Origin of the sequence: Halorussus halophilus, assembly GCF_008831545.1 — an archaeon.
GTDB classification, from domain to species: domain Archaea; phylum Halobacteriota; class Halobacteria; order Halobacteriales; family Haladaptataceae; genus Halorussus; species Halorussus halophilus.
The window spans coordinates 3124689-3138830 of sequence record NZ_CP044523.1; the positions used below are offsets into that span (position 1 = coordinate 3124689).

Consider the following 14142-nt stretch of genomic DNA (forward strand, 5'->3'; position numbering starts at 1 on the left):
AATGGTTTAACATATTATATTTTTGCGTAAGTAGTTGCCTAACTCCCGACCGTGAGAAGCAAAGAGCAGGGTTGAGAGGACCTTCGGCGTGAAACAGTCAGCAGACAACGAGAAGGGGAGTAAAACGAACCCGTCGCCAGTCACAAGCCGAGCGCACGGCGAAATCTCGTCAGAAGTCCGTCCGAATTCGGGAGTTCCCGGGCGAGTACGCTGAGTTCGTCGTCGCCGAACCGGTCGTCGTGGCGAACCTCGCGCAGCCACTGATCCCACTCGGTCGGTGTCAGCGTCCCGCGCGACTCCGACCCCCACTGTTCGACCAGCGCCTCCCGGTCACGGAACGGGATGTCCATGTCGCCACCGCCCCAGTGGAGCGGCGAGAGTTCGAACTCGTACTCCTCGTCGTCCACGAAGACGACCCGGTACGGGTAGTTGTTGTACAAGAACACGTCCTCGCTCGTGACGGATTCGCCGTTGGGGAGTTCGAGCGTTCGAGCCATCTGCGTGTGTCGTCGTTCGAACTGTAGGTGCTTGAGGGTTCGCTCAGACTTTCGTCCGTGAGACGTGCGGGAGTCGAAACAAGGCTTATCGTCTGACACGCGGAACCGACGAGCAACGATGGCCGACACGCCTTTCCGTCGGGTCTCGGTTTCCCAAGTCTCCCAACCGACAGTCATCCCCGCCGAACTCTCCGTCGAGATGCAAAGGAGTGAGGTGACCAAGGACGATCCGGCGTCGCTTCGGGCCGAACTCCAGTGGGTCGGTGACGAGGACGTCACAATCAGCAGTGGGGCCGAGCAGCCGACGATGACGCTCCCGCTGGTGGATGACGTGTCGAACCAGACGATTGCGCTCGTTCCGAGCGGTCGTTTCGACCGCGACGAGACGCGACCGGAGTGCTGGCGCGTGGACAAGGGACCCGAAGAGGGCTTCGGATACCACCTCGCGGCGTGGTTCCACGAAGTCGAACTTGGCGATACCTTCTCCCGCGAGGCAGAAGTCTGGACTGACCACCGCGCCGATGGTTGTCTGCCGCCCGGTCGGTACACCTTCGAAGAGAGTTGCTATGTCGAGGAATGGGAAGCCATCGCGAAGTGGTCTTTCGAGTTGGAAATCGAAAAAGCGTAGCTCACCGCTGTGACTCCCGCAGAATCAGCGGCCCGATGGCGAGCGTACGCTTCGCTACCGTCGCAATTCGGAGGACGTAGGCCGTAAACAGCAGGAACGGAATCGTCGTAATCGTGAACGCGACGGCGACGACCCAGAGCAGGTTGCTCACGCCGAGCGTCGAACCGGGGAACGACTCGCCACCGACGAACCCGAGCATGACGCCCGCGACGAGGAGCGCGGGGACCGCCGCGTACAGAATCAGTTGCGAGAGGTCCACCAGCGCCCACTGGAAGTACAGCGTCTTGACGTGTTCGCGGGCTGGCCCGAACATCACTAGCGAGGTGCGGAGGTCGGCCAGCGACTCGCGCTGGTCGTCAGTGAGCACGTCCTCGTACTCGTCGCGGAGGCGCTCGACTTGGAAGATTTTCCACGAGTAGTTGAAGTTCAGCGCGGCGAACAGCACGTCGAAGGTGCCGAACTCCGCCCCGTCAAGTTCGTCTTTGACCTCCTCGGCGTTCCCGGTGATGCTGTCGGTGAACTCCTCGACTTCGTCTCGGAGTTCGGCGTCGTCGCTGTCGGCGATAGCGTCACCGAGCACCTTCGCCCGCTGTTCGCTCACGTCTACGATGGCCCGCAAGAACGTAGAAGGGTCCGACGGCGTCGTCTCCCCGAGCAGTTCCGAAGCGTAGGTCCGGAAGTCCATCGCGTCGCTCATCCGTTTACGCTGGTCGCCCAGCGGGCCGGTCTCCTGCGAGAGAACGAGTTGGTTGATAGTGACGACGAGCGTCGTGCCGGTGACGACGACACTGATCATCGTCGAGAAGATGGTCTCGACCACGTCGCCGGACAGCGCCGTCGAGCGAAACGTTGGGAAGACGAACTGCCCGGACAGCACGAAGAGGACGAAAATTGTTCCCGCCAGTACGCCGGTGACGGCGAGGCGATTCGACCGGAGCAGGAGGCGGAGTTTGAGACGACTCTCGTCCGTCCGCTCGCGCATCGTGTTCGCGGTGCTGATGTCGTGGTCGTTCTCGCCGTCGCCCTCACTCATCGGTCTGCCCTACGGAGTCGTCGTTCGCCACTGGGACGGGTCGCTTGAGTATCAGGAACTTCGTCCCGCCGCCGACGTATTCGATGGTCGCCGTTAGTTCCCACCCCTCCGCGCCGAGTTCGTTCAGTTGGCGTTTCGGGTCCCGAGCCTCTTTCTTCGTCCCCTCCCGCGGCGGCCGGAGCGTCTCGTACTCCCATTCGTGGTCCCCCATAGACAACCGGGAATCGACACGGAGCGTGAAAGCAGTTGTCGCCGTACGAGGCAGTTCGCCCCGGTTCGGTCAGACCCCTCACTCGCCTGCGAAAACCTTCTTTTCCGCGCTCGTCGTCACTCGGCGTCGGGGGAAACAATGAGCATACAACCTAGCCAGCACCAGCAGAGTTGGTTCCGGACCGCGAACGACCTGTCACCACAGACTAGAGCCTCGTCCGTCGAACTACTGAATCAGAGCCTCGCGGACACGACGGACCTGATGACGCAACTGAAGTACGCCCATTGGAACGTCAAGGGGCGGAACTTCTACCAGTTCCACCTGTTGTTCGACGAGATAGCCGAAGTGCTGGAAGAACACGCCGACGACATCGCCGAGCGCGCGACCGAACTGGGCGGGGAAGCGACCGGCACGGTTCGAATGGCGGCGTCGAGTTCGCGAATTCCCGAGATACCAGAGCGCGTCACCACAGGACCGGAGTACGTCGCGGCACTCGTGGAACGGGTGGCGATTCACGCCGCGAACCTGCGAGCGAACATCGACGCCTCGATGAGTTACGGCGACCAGGACACGGGCGACCTGTACGCCGAACTATCCCGTGAAATCGACAAACAACTGTGGTTCCTCGAAGCCCATCAGCAGGCCCGCGAGCGAGTCGAGACACCACAGGCGACGGGACAAGTGACGGGGAGCCAGCCGATGGCCGAGCAGACGGCGGGGAATCGACAGATGACGGGACAGGAGCAGATGGGCAGACAACAGACCGGCCAAACAGTTGGAGCGGCGATGGGCCAACAGACCGGAGTGGCCCGACAACAGACCAGTGAGACTGGACAGCAGACAGACACTACTGGACAACCGGTGAGCGTCGGCCAGACCGCGAGAGAGCAGTGGAACGTCTCGCAGGTCGGCAGCCAACAGCACGCACAGCAGCCACGGTACGGAGGGGGACCGATGTCCTAGTTATCGACCGCGGAGGCGTCGAGACCGAGGACCCGCTCGGCGGCCTTTCCGACTGCATCGACCTGTTCTTCCGGCGCGTAGACGCCGAAGCGCCACTGGGCACGGCCGGCGGCCCGCAACCCTTCGACCAGCGGCGACTCGTCGGCGAGTCGCCGTATCTCGCCGTCTACGACGACTCGCGTCGAGGTCTCGGGAATGTTGGGTTCTCCGGGCGTATCGACCAGTACGTACTCCGGGGCGACACCAGCGTCTGCCGCGATGTCGCGCTCGAACTCCCGAACCGTCTCGTGGTCCGCTGTGACGACCGGTTCCGTTACGTCTTCGAGGTCCGCCCAGACCGCGCGCTTGTAGAGGTCCCGGTGTTCGAGTCGGTCGGCCGTCTCGGCGGTCGCTCCGTGGGCGCGAAACGCCGCGAGCAGTCGGTCGTCGGTCATCCGGGCGAACTCCTCGGGGTCGAGCGGCGCGCCGTCCAACAGTCGCTCTCCGGCGCGTTCTATCATCGCGCCAGTGACTCGGGAGACGTGGTGGCGGTACACCGTGGCGTTCATCAGGGTACGGGCGACGAGGACGCTTTCGGCGGTCTGAACGTTGCCCTCCGCGAGGACGAGTTCCCCGTCCCGAATTCTGAGTGCGGAGAGCAGGCGACCGTGGTCGATGGTGCCGTAGGGAACGCCGGTGTGGTAGGCGTCCCGAACGAGGTAGTCGGCGCGGTCCACGTCGAGTTCCCCGGCGACGAGTTGCCCGAGGTCACCTTCACCCGCGACGAGTGAGGCGACTCGTTCAGGGTCGAGACCGTGCGATTCGAGGACCTCGGGGAGTTCACCAGCGGAGAGCAGGCCTTCGATTTCGTCGTGGTGTCTGCCGAGTCGTCGCTGGATGATGCCCTCGGTCTGGTGGCCGTAGGGACCGTGACCGACGTCGTGGAGGAGCGCGGCGGCGCGGACGGCCTTCGCTCGGTCGTCGTCGATGCTGAGCCAGTCGAGGGCTTGGCGCGCGAGGTGATAGACACCGAGGCTGTGTTCGAATCGAGTGTGGTTCGCGGAGGGGTAGACGAGTCGCACCGTACTGAGTTGCTTGATGTGGCGCAACCGCTGGAACTCCGGGGTCTCCAGCAGGTCGGCCGCGAGGTCCCCGACTGGTATGTGGTCGTGGACGCTGTCCTTGATGGCTTCCATGGCCTCGGCGTTCGCAAGCGAGCGTAAAAACGCCGTCGTCACGCGCCCGTCGAACTCGCCACGTGACTCCCGAAGCGTCACGCGACTCCCGAAAACGTAATCTCGCCGACGCTCGAACGAGGCGAGGTATGGGAGAGTCGTTCCGCGTCGAAACCGAGGGGAAACTGGACCCCGACGACGCGTTCACGCTGCTGGCCGACGAGACGCGCCTGCGAATCGTCCGGGCGCTCGGCGACGCCGCCGACCCGATGGGCGTCGAACCGATACCGTTCTCTGAACTGCGTCGCCGAGCGGGAATCGAGGAGAGCGGCCGGTTCAACTACCATCTGGGAGAGTTGGTCGGGCATTTCGTGGAACAGCGAGACGAGGGGTACCGCCTCCGGTTTCCGGGCGTGCGCGTCTACCAGTCGATGCGGGCCGGAACGTACACCGAAGACGTGACGATTCCGCGGTTCGACCTCGATGCGGCGTGTCACGTCTGTGATGGAGCGATGCAAGGCCGCTACGATAACTTCATCTTCAAAATCGACTGCCCGGACTGCGAGAGCGACTACTACCACCGCCACCTGCCGCCGAGCAGTCTCGCGCCGGAGTCGAAAACCGAGACGCTCCGAATCGTGGACCAGCGGATTCGAGACCACCTCTCGACCCTCTCGAATCGCATCTGTCCGTACTGCGCTGGACAGATGCCGCCGCACCTGTTCGAACTCGACGAGGACCACAGGTACGGCGGCGAGGAGGTCAACGACGTGCTGGCACTGCAAACCTGTGACCACTGCGGCGCGTTCAACTACACCCGGGTCGGTGCCCACCTGCTGTTCGAACCGGCCGTGGTGTCGTTCTGCTACGAGCGAGACGTAGACCTCTCCGAGCGGCGAGTTTGGGCGGTTGAGTTCGTCTCTTCGGACAATCTGACGGAGGTGCTGGAAGTGGGTTCGGAAGATGACTTGGAGGGGTGGCGAGTCGCGGTGGACGTGGAAGCAGGTGGGGAAACGCTCCGGGTCGTGGTTGACGGAAGCTTGGACGTGGTGGAGATGGAATCCTGACGGCGTGACACACCACCCGAGCGTATTTCCCGCGGCGGCGCAACCGACTTCGCATGCGAAGTCTCGACGACGTAATTGCGACACTGCGGAGCCAAGACATCGAGGAAGGACACATGTACTCGTCGCTAGCTCCAGTGTACGACTTCGTCTACGAGCGCCACTTCGACTACGACGACCAGTGTCGCCTCGTCACCGACCTCGCACCGGACGCTCAGCGCGTCCTCGAAGTCGGGTGTGGCACCGGGCGACTGCTGGCCCGACTGGAGCAGGAATACGACACGGTCGTCGGTCTCGACCTGCACGAGTCGATGGCCGAACGAGCGCGAGCGCGAACCGACGACACGTCGGTCGTCGTCGGTGACGCGACCCAAGACAGTCTCGAGGCGACGTTCGACGCCGTGGTCGCACTCGGACGAATCACCGGTCACACGACGATAGACGAGGAGGTTCGGGGGTTATTCGAGAACGTCCGCGCGCACCTCGAACCGGACGGCGTCGCGCTGTTCGACTACTTCCCGACCGAGCGGATGGAGGACGACCACGAGAAAGACGAGACGTTCGAGAGCGAGCGGTTTCGAGTCCGGCGACAGTCCCGAAGTACGACTTCGGACCACGACTCCGACACGGACCCGGACCGCCTCGACGCTGAATTTACGTACGAACTGGCCGACCGCGAATCGGGCGATACGGCCAAGGTCACCGAGGAGATGTCGCTCCGAACGTTCACTGCCGAGGAGATTCGACAGCGTGTCCGTGACGCGGGGTTCGCCGACGTGAGAATCGACCTTGAAGGGGCCGACGGGTGGCCGCTCGTCGTCGCTCGGCAGACCGAACGAAACGATTGAAGCGGAGCGCCGACCAACTATCGACCATGCCGACTGCCACGAGCGACGGCGTGGACATCTACTACGAGACTGCGGGCGAGGGACTGGCAGACGACACACCGGTCGTCCTCGTGCCGGACGCCGGGTACGGCGCGTGGCTGTGGGGCTGGCAACACGCCGCACTCGCCGGGCCACACGAAGTCGTCACCTACGACGCTCGCGGAACGGGGAACTCAGACGCCAGCGAACCATACGACGTAGCGACCCTCGCGGCCGACCTCGAAGCAGTGCTGGCCGACCTCGGCACGCGAAACGCCCACCTCGTCGGCGTCGGACTCGGTGGGATGGTGGCGCTCCAGTACGCTCTCGACTTCTCGCGTGCGCGGACGCTCTCGCTACTCGGCACCTCGCCGGGCGGCCCGCAGGCCACATCTACAGCCCCCGAAATTCGGGAGCAACTCGCGGCCGACCCAGAAGACAGAGAATCGCTCCGCACGTCGCTCGAACCGGTTGCCAGCGACGAACTGCTGGAGACCGAGGAACTGGTGGAGCAAATCGTTGGTTGGCGAGCGGCCGAAGACGCGAGTCGTGAGGTCCAACAGGCCCACTTCGCGGCGATGGACGACTTCGACGTGAGCGACCGCCTCTACGAAATCACGATTCCCGCGCTCGTCGGCCACGGCACGGCAGACCGAGTACTCCCAGTCGAGAACGGTCGCCTGCTGGCCGAGCAACTACCGCGAGGCGAGTTGCAACTATTTGAGGGCGAACACTTCTGCTTCGTAGAACGCTCGAAAGCGGTCAACGACGCGCTCGTGGGCTTTCTCGAAGCGGAACGCGACGACTGAGCAGAAACCCGAAGTTTTCAGTATCAGGGTTAGTAACACGGAACTAATGCCAGAGTCGATGTCGGCAGTCACTCTGTGGTTCGTGGCGGGACTCCTCGCCGTCCTCGGATTCTTCATCCGATTCCAGGGGCGAATGCACCTCGTCGCCGGGTTCGACTCTGAGACGGTCGAGAACGACGCCGCGCTGGCGAACCTCGTCGGTGGACTCACGCTGCTCGTCGGCGCACTGACTGCCGTCCTCGGCGGAGCCGTCGCACTGAAACTGACGACGGGGACGGTCTGGGGAGTCTACACAGCCGTCGTGCTGGTTTCGACCGCTGGCGTGGCACTCCGGGCGCGACGGTACTGACCAGAAGAGACGTGTCGGCTAATTCGATATATCGACACATGCGCACCACAGAGCAGATACTGACCGGCATCTCCCTCCTCTTGGTTGCCGTCGGGGGACACGGTCTTCGGAACCCACGGGGCTTCTCGGATTTTTAGCGACGGACTGCTCACCGAGCGGGCCTGCCTCTCCAACCTGTTCTCCATGTTCGTCAGTTTGGTACTGCTCGGCACCGGCGTCCTCCTCGGACTCTTCGTCGTCGTGTTGCTCACCCGGCGACGATTGACCTGACGACCGCGACCACAACCGCGACCACCTCCGTCCGGGACAACGACTACGTACAGCCACGTTGTACTGCGTTCGATGTCACTCTCGCTCGAACGCCGTGCGGCCCTCTGGGGCGACCGCACGGCCGTCGTAGACGTCACCGACGACCAGCGAGTGAGCTACGCCGAACTGGACGAGCAAGCCGAATCGGCCGCGCGCCGACTTGCTGCACTGGGCGTCGAGGCAGGCGACGCCGTCGCAGTCGTCTCGCGCAATCGCATCGAGGTACTCGCGCTCCTGTTCGCCGCTCGGCGTCTCGGAGCTATCTTTGCCCCGATTTCGCACCGCCTCACACCGGCAACAGTCGAGGGGCCGCTCGACACGATTTCGCCCGCAGTCGTCGTCCACGAGGCGGCCCAGCGAGACCTCGTTCGGGAGGTTCCCGACGAGCGAATCCACAGTTTCGAGGAGTTCGCTCGGTTGGAGACCGAGTCCTACGAGCGGCCGAATTCGAACTCCGGGACGTCACTCTACCTGCATCCGGACCCAACACGGAAAACGCGCACCGACTCCCGGAGTGGGCCTCGCCGTGCGCCTCCCGTCGTGGACGTACCCACTCGCGCCGCCGAGTGGAACTGCGTCACCGTCGGGGCCGCGTGGGGTCTCGGGCGCGCAGACTGTGCGCCCGCCCTGTTACCACTTTCCGACCCCGACGGACTGCTCAGGACGGCCCTACCTCTACTGTACGCCGGTGGCCGAGTCGTCCTTCTGCGAGCGTTCGACCCGAGCGACGCGCTGGAGACGATACAGCACGAGGGAGTCACGTTCTGTCTCGCAGGCGCGACAGAGTACCGCGAACTCGTCGCCGACGAGACGTTCGAACGCACGGACTTCGACGGTCTCGACTGGGCGGCCACGCGGACAGGACTCCCGACAGACGTGCGCGAGGCGGTCGCTCGACGCGTGCCCGTCGTTCGAATCTACGCCAGCGCGGAGACAGGGGCGAACTGTTACGTTCCGCCGGAGCGCGCCGACAGAGCGATGGACCCCGACTACGTCGGGCGTCCGTTTCCCGACTGTGAACTGCGCGTGGTCCGAGAGAGCGAGGAAGACGCCGAGCGAACAGCGGACGGTGAAGTCGGCGACCTCGAAGTTCGCGGGCCAGTGGTCGCCGCGGGGTACGTGGAAGACGGCGAACCCTTCCCAGAGTGGGTCGCCACGGGCGACGTTGCCTACCGCGAAGACGGCGATTACTGCGTCCTCGGCAGTTCTTCGGAGGAAGTTCGAGCGGGGAGCGAGCGCGTCCACCCCCGATTGGTCGAGCGCACGCTGGAACGCCACGAGGGTGTGACTGCGGCAGGCGTCGTGGGGGGAGGCGCGGGCGGCACGGACGACGAACTTCGAGCGATGGTCGTCGGGTCGGCCGACGCCGCCGACGTTCGGGGGTTCGCACGCGAACGGCTTCCGAACGGGGCTGTTCCGCGCGAGATTACGACCGTAGAGAGCCTCCCGCGACGACCGACGGGCGAAGTGAATCGGGCGAAACTGCGGCGGCAGTTGGACGGGTGAGAGACCGGAGACCCAGAACGCGACTGCAGACCCCATCCGAACGCAGATACCGGCAGAACTCCCGGTAGCGCAAGCCCTTTTTGAACAGGGTGGCTTCGTTCCTGTAATGACGCGACTTCGTATCGCCTTCATCAACGCCGCCCACGAGGGGACCATGACGCGGCGGAACTTCCGGCGCGAACTGGACGCCGACCTCGTGGAGTTCGACGCGACCAGCGGCCATCTCCCCGAGACGACCGACTTCGACGGCGTCGTCGTCTCCGGGTCGCGGTCGTCGGTCTACTGGGACGAAGAGTGGATAGTACCGACCAAGCGATGGGTCGGCGAGGCCATCGATGCTGGCGTCCCGTGTCTCGGCATCTGTTGGGGCCACCAGTTGCTCGCGGACGTTCTCGGCGGCGACGTGCAGGACATGGGCGAGTACGAAATCGGCTACCGCGAGGTCGAACAGACCGGCGACTCCCGACTGTTCGACGGCGTAGACGAGCGATTCACCGTGTTTACGACTCACTCCGACGCGGTGGTCGAACTGCCGCCCGATGCGGAAGAGATTGCGGCCAACGACTACTCCAACCACGGGTTCCGGAAGAATCGAGTCTTCGGCTTGCAGTTCCACCCCGAGTACGACACCGAGACCGCCAGAGACGTGACCGAGGGCAAGGACCTGCCCGACGAGCGCAAACAGCGAGTGCTGGACGGCATCACCGACGAGAACTACGCGAAGGCCAGCGAGGCGAAACTCGTCTTCGACAACTTCTGTGAGTTCGTGCGCGAAGTTCGGGAAGACGAGACAGGTGCGAACGACGCAGACGAAGACGAAGACGAAACAGACGCCGAACCCAGCGCGAAAGCGGCGTAAAGAGTTCTTCTCCCAGTTTTTCTGTCGGCGTTAAAATACTTATAGCAAGGCGAACAACTTCCCGGTATGCGACGTAGTACCGCCCTGACCCTCCTCGTAGCCGCGATGCTCCTCCTCGCTGGCTGCAACAATCTCCCCAGCGGTGGCACCGCCCCGCCGACCACCGCCGGAGAATCGCCATCAGGCACGACAATCGGTGCAATCGACAAGACGACCAGGACGGACGAAACGACCAGGACGACCCAGACGACAGGCGAAGCGAACACCACGAACGAATCGGAGTCCCAACTGGCCCCCGGACTCACTAAGTCCGGCGTGACCGACGCCACTCTCTTAGCCGACGCTCACGCCGCTGTCTTGGCCAACACCTCCTACACGGCAGAGAGCCAGCGACTGGCGTCGAACGGGACCGGGAATCAAAACGCGACCGTCGTCGTCCTCTCCCGAACGAACACCACGACGAAGGTCGCACACGAACCGACGCGCGTCTTCTGGCGGTACGACTTTTCGGGCAACGCGTCGGTGACGCCTGCTTTCCCACAGGACATCGAGGTCTGGTCGGGCGAGAACGAGACCTTCGAGGCCGTCGAAGGGCAGAACGGCACGACCTACCGAGAGTCGAACGGTCGCGGCGTCTCGGTGGCTAGCGCTCGAACTGGGCGTGACACGCTCAGCGTGCTGTTCGGTTCGCTGAACACGAGCGTCACCCGAACGACGACGCAGAACGGAACGACCCTCTATCGAGTCAATTCGACCGGCGTCGCCGACAACGCGACTCTCGCCTCGCTGTTCGGAGTCGAGTCGGCGTCGAACGTCTCGATGACCGCACTCGTCGATTCCGACGGCTTGGTCCACGAGTACCACGTCGAGTACGACGCCACGTCGGGCAACCGGACGTGGCACGTCAGCCAGACGAGTCGGTTCACGGCGCTCGGCGAGACGACCGTCGAGCGACCGCCGTGGTACGACGAGGCAGTGAACGCGACGGCGACGAACGAGTCGAGCAGGTAGGGAGGCGAGCAACTAATTTCCAGCGGGTGAACGCTCGCCGGTGTCGCCCTGCGGAGCGACGCCGGAAATCCGTAGCGCGTGGTTGCTGGCGAGCAAGCAGAGTATCGACGCGACGATGATTAGTGCGTCCAAGAGCGTGGGCAACAAGCCGAGCGAGACGATGAGCGTCGTCGCGCACGCTGGAGCGTGACGAAGGTCGGTAACGACCATACCGCCAGTCGTTAGCGTCACCGAAAGGATGCCACTGACAGCGAGCGACACGCCAGCGGGCGAGAGCGCAGGCGGTGGCGACGTGACGACGAGTCCGGGCGCGAGGACGTAGTAGGCGAGCAGGCCTGCGACGATGCCGACGAGGTGTCCGCCTGCGACGCGGCGCGGATGGCTCTCGGGCGCTCGCGGCTTCGTCGCCAGCAGATACGCAGAGGGACCGAGACTGGGGAAGAGGAAGGTCCGACCGGTCGCCACGGCGAATACTCCTACGACGAGAAGCAAGAGACCCGCCGTCACGCTCGCACGTATCGCCTTGGGCACACCTCCCCGTCTTCGCTCCGGAGGCTTAAGACTGCGGAAGGGGCCTCGTAGTGGGTGATTTCGCCGACAGCGTCGGGGTTCCGGGGTGAGATTGTATATAAATGCCTTTATCTGTGAACCACCAGAGACACCCCCGGCAAACGCGTATCGCAATAAGATGAAAGACGGAATCACGGACGGCAACGGGGCGAACGGTGGTTCGGAGTCGGTAACGACACCTCGCCAACCGGACATCGAGGCTCCGCCGCTGTCGCAGGACAACGTCTTCGACGCGCTCGCGTCGCGCCGGAGTCGGTACATCCTCGTCTACCTCCGCGACGCCGAGGAACCGGCGTCGGTCGAAACAGTGGCCGACACGGTGGCGTCGTGGGAGACGGGGAAGTCCATCGACCTCGTCTCCAACGAACACCGCAGTCGCGTGTTCACCTCGCTGTGTCACTCGCAGTTGCCGAAACTGTCGATGATGGGGCTGGTCGAGTACGACCAAGACGACCACGTCGTCAGTCGTGGGCCGCACGCCGAGCAAGCCGACGCGTATCTCGACGTCGCCGTGGCCCGCGACGAGAACGTCGAAACGTAGCGGTTTCGAGCAGAGAGAAGGTCACGAGGGAGCAGCGGCGGACGGTAATTCTTGCGAACGAGTAGGAGCGTTTTTCACGCTCGCTCGCCCACACAACGGCATGCTCGATTACGTCTCACTCGAAGACGACCTCGGCCAAGAGGAGCGGATGGTCCGAGACACTGCCCGCGAGTTCGTAGAGGAGAAGGTTCGCCCCGACATCGGCGACCACTTCGAGGCCGGAACGTTCCCGAAGGAGATTATCTCCGAGATGGGCGAACTCGGCTTCTACGCGCCGAATCTGGACGGCTACGGCCTGCCGAACCTCAGCGAGACGGCCTACGGTCTGTTGATGCAGGAACTGGAAGCCTGCGACTCCGGCCTTCGTTCGATGGCCAGCGTGCAGGGCGCGCTCGTGATGTACCCGATTCACGCGTTTGGCTCCGAAGAGCAGAAAGAGCGCTGGCTTCCGGACATGGGCGAAGGCAAAGCCATCGGCTGTTTCGGCCTCACGGAACCGGAACACGGCTCGAACCCCTCCAATATGGAGACCTACGCCGAGAAGGAAGGCGACGAGTACGTCCTCAACGGCTCGAAGACGTGGATTACGAACTCCCCGATTTCGGATGTGGCAGTCGTCTGGGCCAAAGACCGCTCGGCAGAGGAGAACCCAGTTCGTGGCTTCCTCGTCGAAACCGACAAGGACGGCGTGACGACGAACAAGATAGACGAGAAGCTCTCGCTCCGAGCGTCTATCACGGGTGAAATCGGCCTGAACAACGTCTACGTGGACGAGGCCGACGTGCTGCCCGGCGTCGAAGGGATGAAAGGCCCGCTCTCCTGTCTCACGCAGGCCCGCTACGGCATCGCGTGGGGTGCGGTCGGCGCGGCGCGGGACTGCTTCGAAACGGCACGGGACTACGCTACCGAGCGCGACCAGTTCGGCGGTCCCATCGCACGCTTCCAGATTCAACAGCAGAAACTCGCGGAGATGGCCACCCAGATTACGACGAGTCAACTGCTCGCCCACCGACTCGCCGAACTGAAAGAGCGCGGCGACCTGCGACCACAGCACGTCTCGATGGCCAAGCGCAACAACGTCCGGATGGCCCGCGACCAAGCGCGAATCGCCCGCGAGATGCTCGGCGGCAACGGCATCACGACGGACTACCCACCGATGCGCCACATGGCGAACATGGAGACGGTGTACACCTACGAGGGCACCCACGACATCCACACGCTGATTCTGGGCCAAGACCTCACCGGGATTGCGGCGTTCGAGTGACCCTGTAGAGTCCGAGAACGAGTGTTCTCGAACGCAACTTACCGAACCTACAGTTCGTACGTCGTAGTGCTTCCTTGCGCTGAAATTCGAACTTCGCTGACCGTGAAGTTCGTCGTGTCGAGACCACGGACGTCCTCATCGAGTTCGTTCGTCAGGTCGAACTTGGTCCGAGACGGAACGTAGGTCAGATAGACCGTCTCGTCGTAGGGCATCGTCGCCATCTCGGTGAATTCTACGTAGCCGCCATCGACGGTGACGTGCGCTCCTTTCGGGAGGGTTTCGCCTTCGGGCGGCGTGATAGCGACGACTCGAATCTCCGAGTCGTTCACCGAAACCGACTCGACAGACACGTCGTACTGGGGTCCCGAATCGACCGGGAGGGCACTGCAACCGGAGAGTGCCAGAAATCCGAGGAGGACAGCGATCAGTATCTTGGAGGGCATCGGTCTGCCATTACGTAGACCGCCTGATAAAATGGCGGTGTGAAAGCGAGTGCAGTACCTCCGCC

At 63.6% G+C, this 14142-nt stretch carries 18 protein-coding genes; 12 read left to right on the top strand and 6 right to left on the bottom strand.

The window, feature by feature from the left end; translation table 11 throughout:
• Nucleotides 1-140: 140 nt before the first annotated feature.
• Nucleotides 141-497, bottom strand: coding sequence for a hypothetical protein (locus F7R90_RS15485; protein WP_158058305.1), 357 nt, complete (start codon nt 495-497; stop codon nt 141-143).
• A 118-nt stretch (nt 498-615) separates the two neighbouring features.
• Between F7R90_RS15485 and F7R90_RS15490 the strand changes: the two genes are divergently transcribed.
• Entirely contained in the window at nt 616-1125 is a 510-nt protein-coding gene (locus F7R90_RS15490) for a hypothetical protein (protein ID WP_158058306.1), read from the top strand.
• A gap of 1 nt (nt 1126) precedes the next feature.
• On the opposite strand, the gene F7R90_RS15495 is transcribed toward F7R90_RS15490, so the two are convergent.
• Together F7R90_RS15495 and F7R90_RS15500 are read right to left on the bottom strand one after the other, a co-directional pair.
• Nucleotides 1127-2158 (bottom strand): hypothetical protein, encoded by a 1032-nt coding sequence (locus F7R90_RS15495; RefSeq protein ID WP_158058307.1) that lies wholly within the window; start codon nt 2156-2158, stop codon nt 1127-1129.
• Nucleotides 2151-2369, bottom strand: coding sequence for a hypothetical protein (locus F7R90_RS15500; protein ID WP_158058308.1), 219 nt, complete (start codon nt 2367-2369; stop codon nt 2151-2153). Before F7R90_RS15500 ends, F7R90_RS15495 begins: the two co-directional genes overlap by 8 nt.
• Before the next feature lie 138 nt (nt 2370-2507).
• Here F7R90_RS15500 and dps point away from each other — a divergent pair, with 138 nt between their 5' ends.
• Nucleotides 2508-3332, top strand: coding sequence for a DNA starvation/stationary phase protection protein Dps (dps, locus tag F7R90_RS15505; protein WP_158058309.1), 825 nt, complete (start codon nt 2508-2510; stop codon nt 3330-3332).
• Here dps and F7R90_RS15510 read toward each other — a convergent pair.
• Nucleotides 3329-4507 carry an HD domain-containing protein gene (locus tag F7R90_RS15510; protein WP_158058957.1) on the bottom strand — a complete coding sequence of 393 codons (1179 nt, stop codon included), beginning with the start codon at nt 4505-4507 and terminating at the stop codon, nt 3329-3331. The genes dps and F7R90_RS15510 overlap by 4 nt on opposite strands.
• 128 nt (nt 4508-4635) lie before the next feature.
• Here F7R90_RS15510 and F7R90_RS15515 point away from each other — a divergent pair, with 128 nt between their 5' ends.
• From F7R90_RS15515 to F7R90_RS15550, 8 genes are all read left to right on the top strand, one after another.
• Nucleotides 4636-5553, top strand: a complete 918-nt coding sequence (locus F7R90_RS15515; RefSeq protein WP_158058310.1) for a winged helix-turn-helix domain-containing protein — start codon at nt 4636-4638, stop codon at nt 5551-5553.
• Between the two features lie 53 nt (nt 5554-5606).
• Nucleotides 5607-6398, top strand: coding sequence for a class I SAM-dependent DNA methyltransferase (locus F7R90_RS15520; RefSeq protein ID WP_158058311.1), 792 nt, complete (start codon nt 5607-5609; stop codon nt 6396-6398).
• Between the two features lie 26 nt (nt 6399-6424).
• A complete protein-coding gene (locus tag F7R90_RS15525) occupies nt 6425-7225 on the top strand; it encodes an alpha/beta fold hydrolase (RefSeq protein WP_158058312.1) in 801 nt (266 codons plus the stop codon).
• 46 nt (nt 7226-7271) lie between these two features.
• Nucleotides 7272-7574: a hypothetical protein gene (locus F7R90_RS15530; RefSeq protein WP_158058313.1), complete on the top strand. Its 303-nt coding sequence runs from the start codon at nt 7272-7274 to the stop codon at nt 7572-7574.
• Nucleotides 7575-7658: 84 nt separating this feature from the next.
• Nucleotides 7659-7844 carry a hypothetical protein gene (locus F7R90_RS15535; RefSeq protein WP_158058314.1) on the top strand — a complete coding sequence of 62 codons (186 nt, stop codon included), beginning with the start codon at nt 7659-7661 and terminating at the stop codon, nt 7842-7844.
• Between the two features lie 72 nt (nt 7845-7916).
• The gene (locus tag F7R90_RS15540) at nt 7917-9389 is read left to right on the top strand and encodes a class I adenylate-forming enzyme family protein (protein WP_158058315.1); all 1473 of its coding nucleotides are present in this window, start codon (nt 7917-7919) and stop codon (nt 9387-9389) included.
• A gap of 106 nt (nt 9390-9495) precedes the next feature.
• On the top strand, nt 9496-10248 hold the full coding sequence (locus F7R90_RS15545) for a type 1 glutamine amidotransferase (protein ID WP_158058316.1): 753 nt from the start codon (nt 9496-9498) through the stop codon (nt 10246-10248).
• A 66-nt stretch (nt 10249-10314) separates the two neighbouring features.
• A complete protein-coding gene (locus F7R90_RS15550; RefSeq protein WP_158058317.1) occupies nt 10315-11259 on the top strand; it encodes a hypothetical protein in 945 nt (314 codons plus the stop codon).
• A 12-nt stretch (nt 11260-11271) separates the two neighbouring features.
• Here the strand turns inward: F7R90_RS15550 and F7R90_RS15555 are convergent, their stop codons facing one another.
• The gene (locus tag F7R90_RS15555; protein WP_225741196.1) at nt 11272-11790 is read right to left on the bottom strand and encodes an HPP family protein; all 519 of its coding nucleotides are present in this window, start codon (nt 11788-11790) and stop codon (nt 11272-11274) included.
• Nucleotides 11791-11947: 157 nt separating this feature from the next.
• On the opposite strand from F7R90_RS15555, the gene F7R90_RS15560 reads away from it, so the two are divergent.
• Together F7R90_RS15560 and F7R90_RS15565 are read left to right on the top strand one after the other, a co-directional pair.
• Nucleotides 11948-12370, top strand: a complete 423-nt coding sequence (locus F7R90_RS15560; RefSeq protein ID WP_158058319.1) for a DUF7344 domain-containing protein — start codon at nt 11948-11950, stop codon at nt 12368-12370.
• 100 nt (nt 12371-12470) lie between these two features.
• Nucleotides 12471-13634: an acyl-CoA dehydrogenase family protein gene (locus F7R90_RS15565; RefSeq protein ID WP_158058320.1), complete on the top strand. Its 1164-nt coding sequence runs from the start codon at nt 12471-12473 to the stop codon at nt 13632-13634.
• A gap of 47 nt (nt 13635-13681) precedes the next feature.
• Here F7R90_RS15565 and F7R90_RS15570 read toward each other — a convergent pair whose 3' ends face one another.
• On the bottom strand, nt 13682-14077 hold the full coding sequence (locus tag F7R90_RS15570) for a hypothetical protein (RefSeq protein ID WP_158058321.1): 396 nt from the start codon (nt 14075-14077) through the stop codon (nt 13682-13684).
• Between the last annotated feature and the right edge of the window lie 65 nt (nt 14078-14142).

Bases quoted from the DNA above. Each gene is read 5' to 3' on its own strand.
- F7R90_RS15485 (WP_158058305.1), bottom strand. From the start codon at position 497: ATGGCTCGAACGCTCGAACTCCCCAACGGCGAATCCGTCACGAGCGAG.
- F7R90_RS15490 (WP_158058306.1), top strand. From the start codon at position 616: ATGGCCGACACGCCTTTCCGTCGGGTCTCGGTTTCCCAAGTCTCCCAA.
- F7R90_RS15495 (WP_158058307.1), bottom strand. From the start codon at position 2,158: ATGAGTGAGGGCGACGGCGAGAACGACCACGACATCAGCACCGCGAAC.
- F7R90_RS15500 (WP_158058308.1), bottom strand. From the start codon at position 2,369: ATGGGGGACCACGAATGGGAGTACGAGACGCTCCGGCCGCCGCGGGAG.
- dps (WP_158058309.1), top strand. From the start codon at position 2,508: ATGAGCATACAACCTAGCCAGCACCAGCAGAGTTGGTTCCGGACCGCG.
- F7R90_RS15510 (WP_158058957.1), bottom strand. From the start codon at position 4,507: ATGGAAGCCATCAAGGACAGCGTCCACGACCACATACCAGTCGGGGAC.
- F7R90_RS15515 (WP_158058310.1), top strand. From the start codon at position 4,636: ATGGGAGAGTCGTTCCGCGTCGAAACCGAGGGGAAACTGGACCCCGAC.
- F7R90_RS15520 (WP_158058311.1), top strand. From the start codon at position 5,607: ATGCGAAGTCTCGACGACGTAATTGCGACACTGCGGAGCCAAGACATC.
- F7R90_RS15525 (WP_158058312.1), top strand. From the start codon at position 6,425: ATGCCGACTGCCACGAGCGACGGCGTGGACATCTACTACGAGACTGCG.
- F7R90_RS15530 (WP_158058313.1), top strand. From the start codon at position 7,272: ATGCCAGAGTCGATGTCGGCAGTCACTCTGTGGTTCGTGGCGGGACTC.
- F7R90_RS15540 (WP_158058315.1), top strand. From the start codon at position 7,917: ATGTCACTCTCGCTCGAACGCCGTGCGGCCCTCTGGGGCGACCGCACG.
- F7R90_RS15545 (WP_158058316.1), top strand. From the start codon at position 9,496: ATGACGCGACTTCGTATCGCCTTCATCAACGCCGCCCACGAGGGGACC.
- F7R90_RS15550 (WP_158058317.1), top strand. From the start codon at position 10,315: ATGCGACGTAGTACCGCCCTGACCCTCCTCGTAGCCGCGATGCTCCTC.
- F7R90_RS15560 (WP_158058319.1), top strand. From the start codon at position 11,948: ATGAAAGACGGAATCACGGACGGCAACGGGGCGAACGGTGGTTCGGAG.
- F7R90_RS15565 (WP_158058320.1), top strand. From the start codon at position 12,471: ATGCTCGATTACGTCTCACTCGAAGACGACCTCGGCCAAGAGGAGCGG.
- F7R90_RS15570 (WP_158058321.1), bottom strand. From the start codon at position 14,077: ATGCCCTCCAAGATACTGATCGCTGTCCTCCTCGGATTTCTGGCACTC.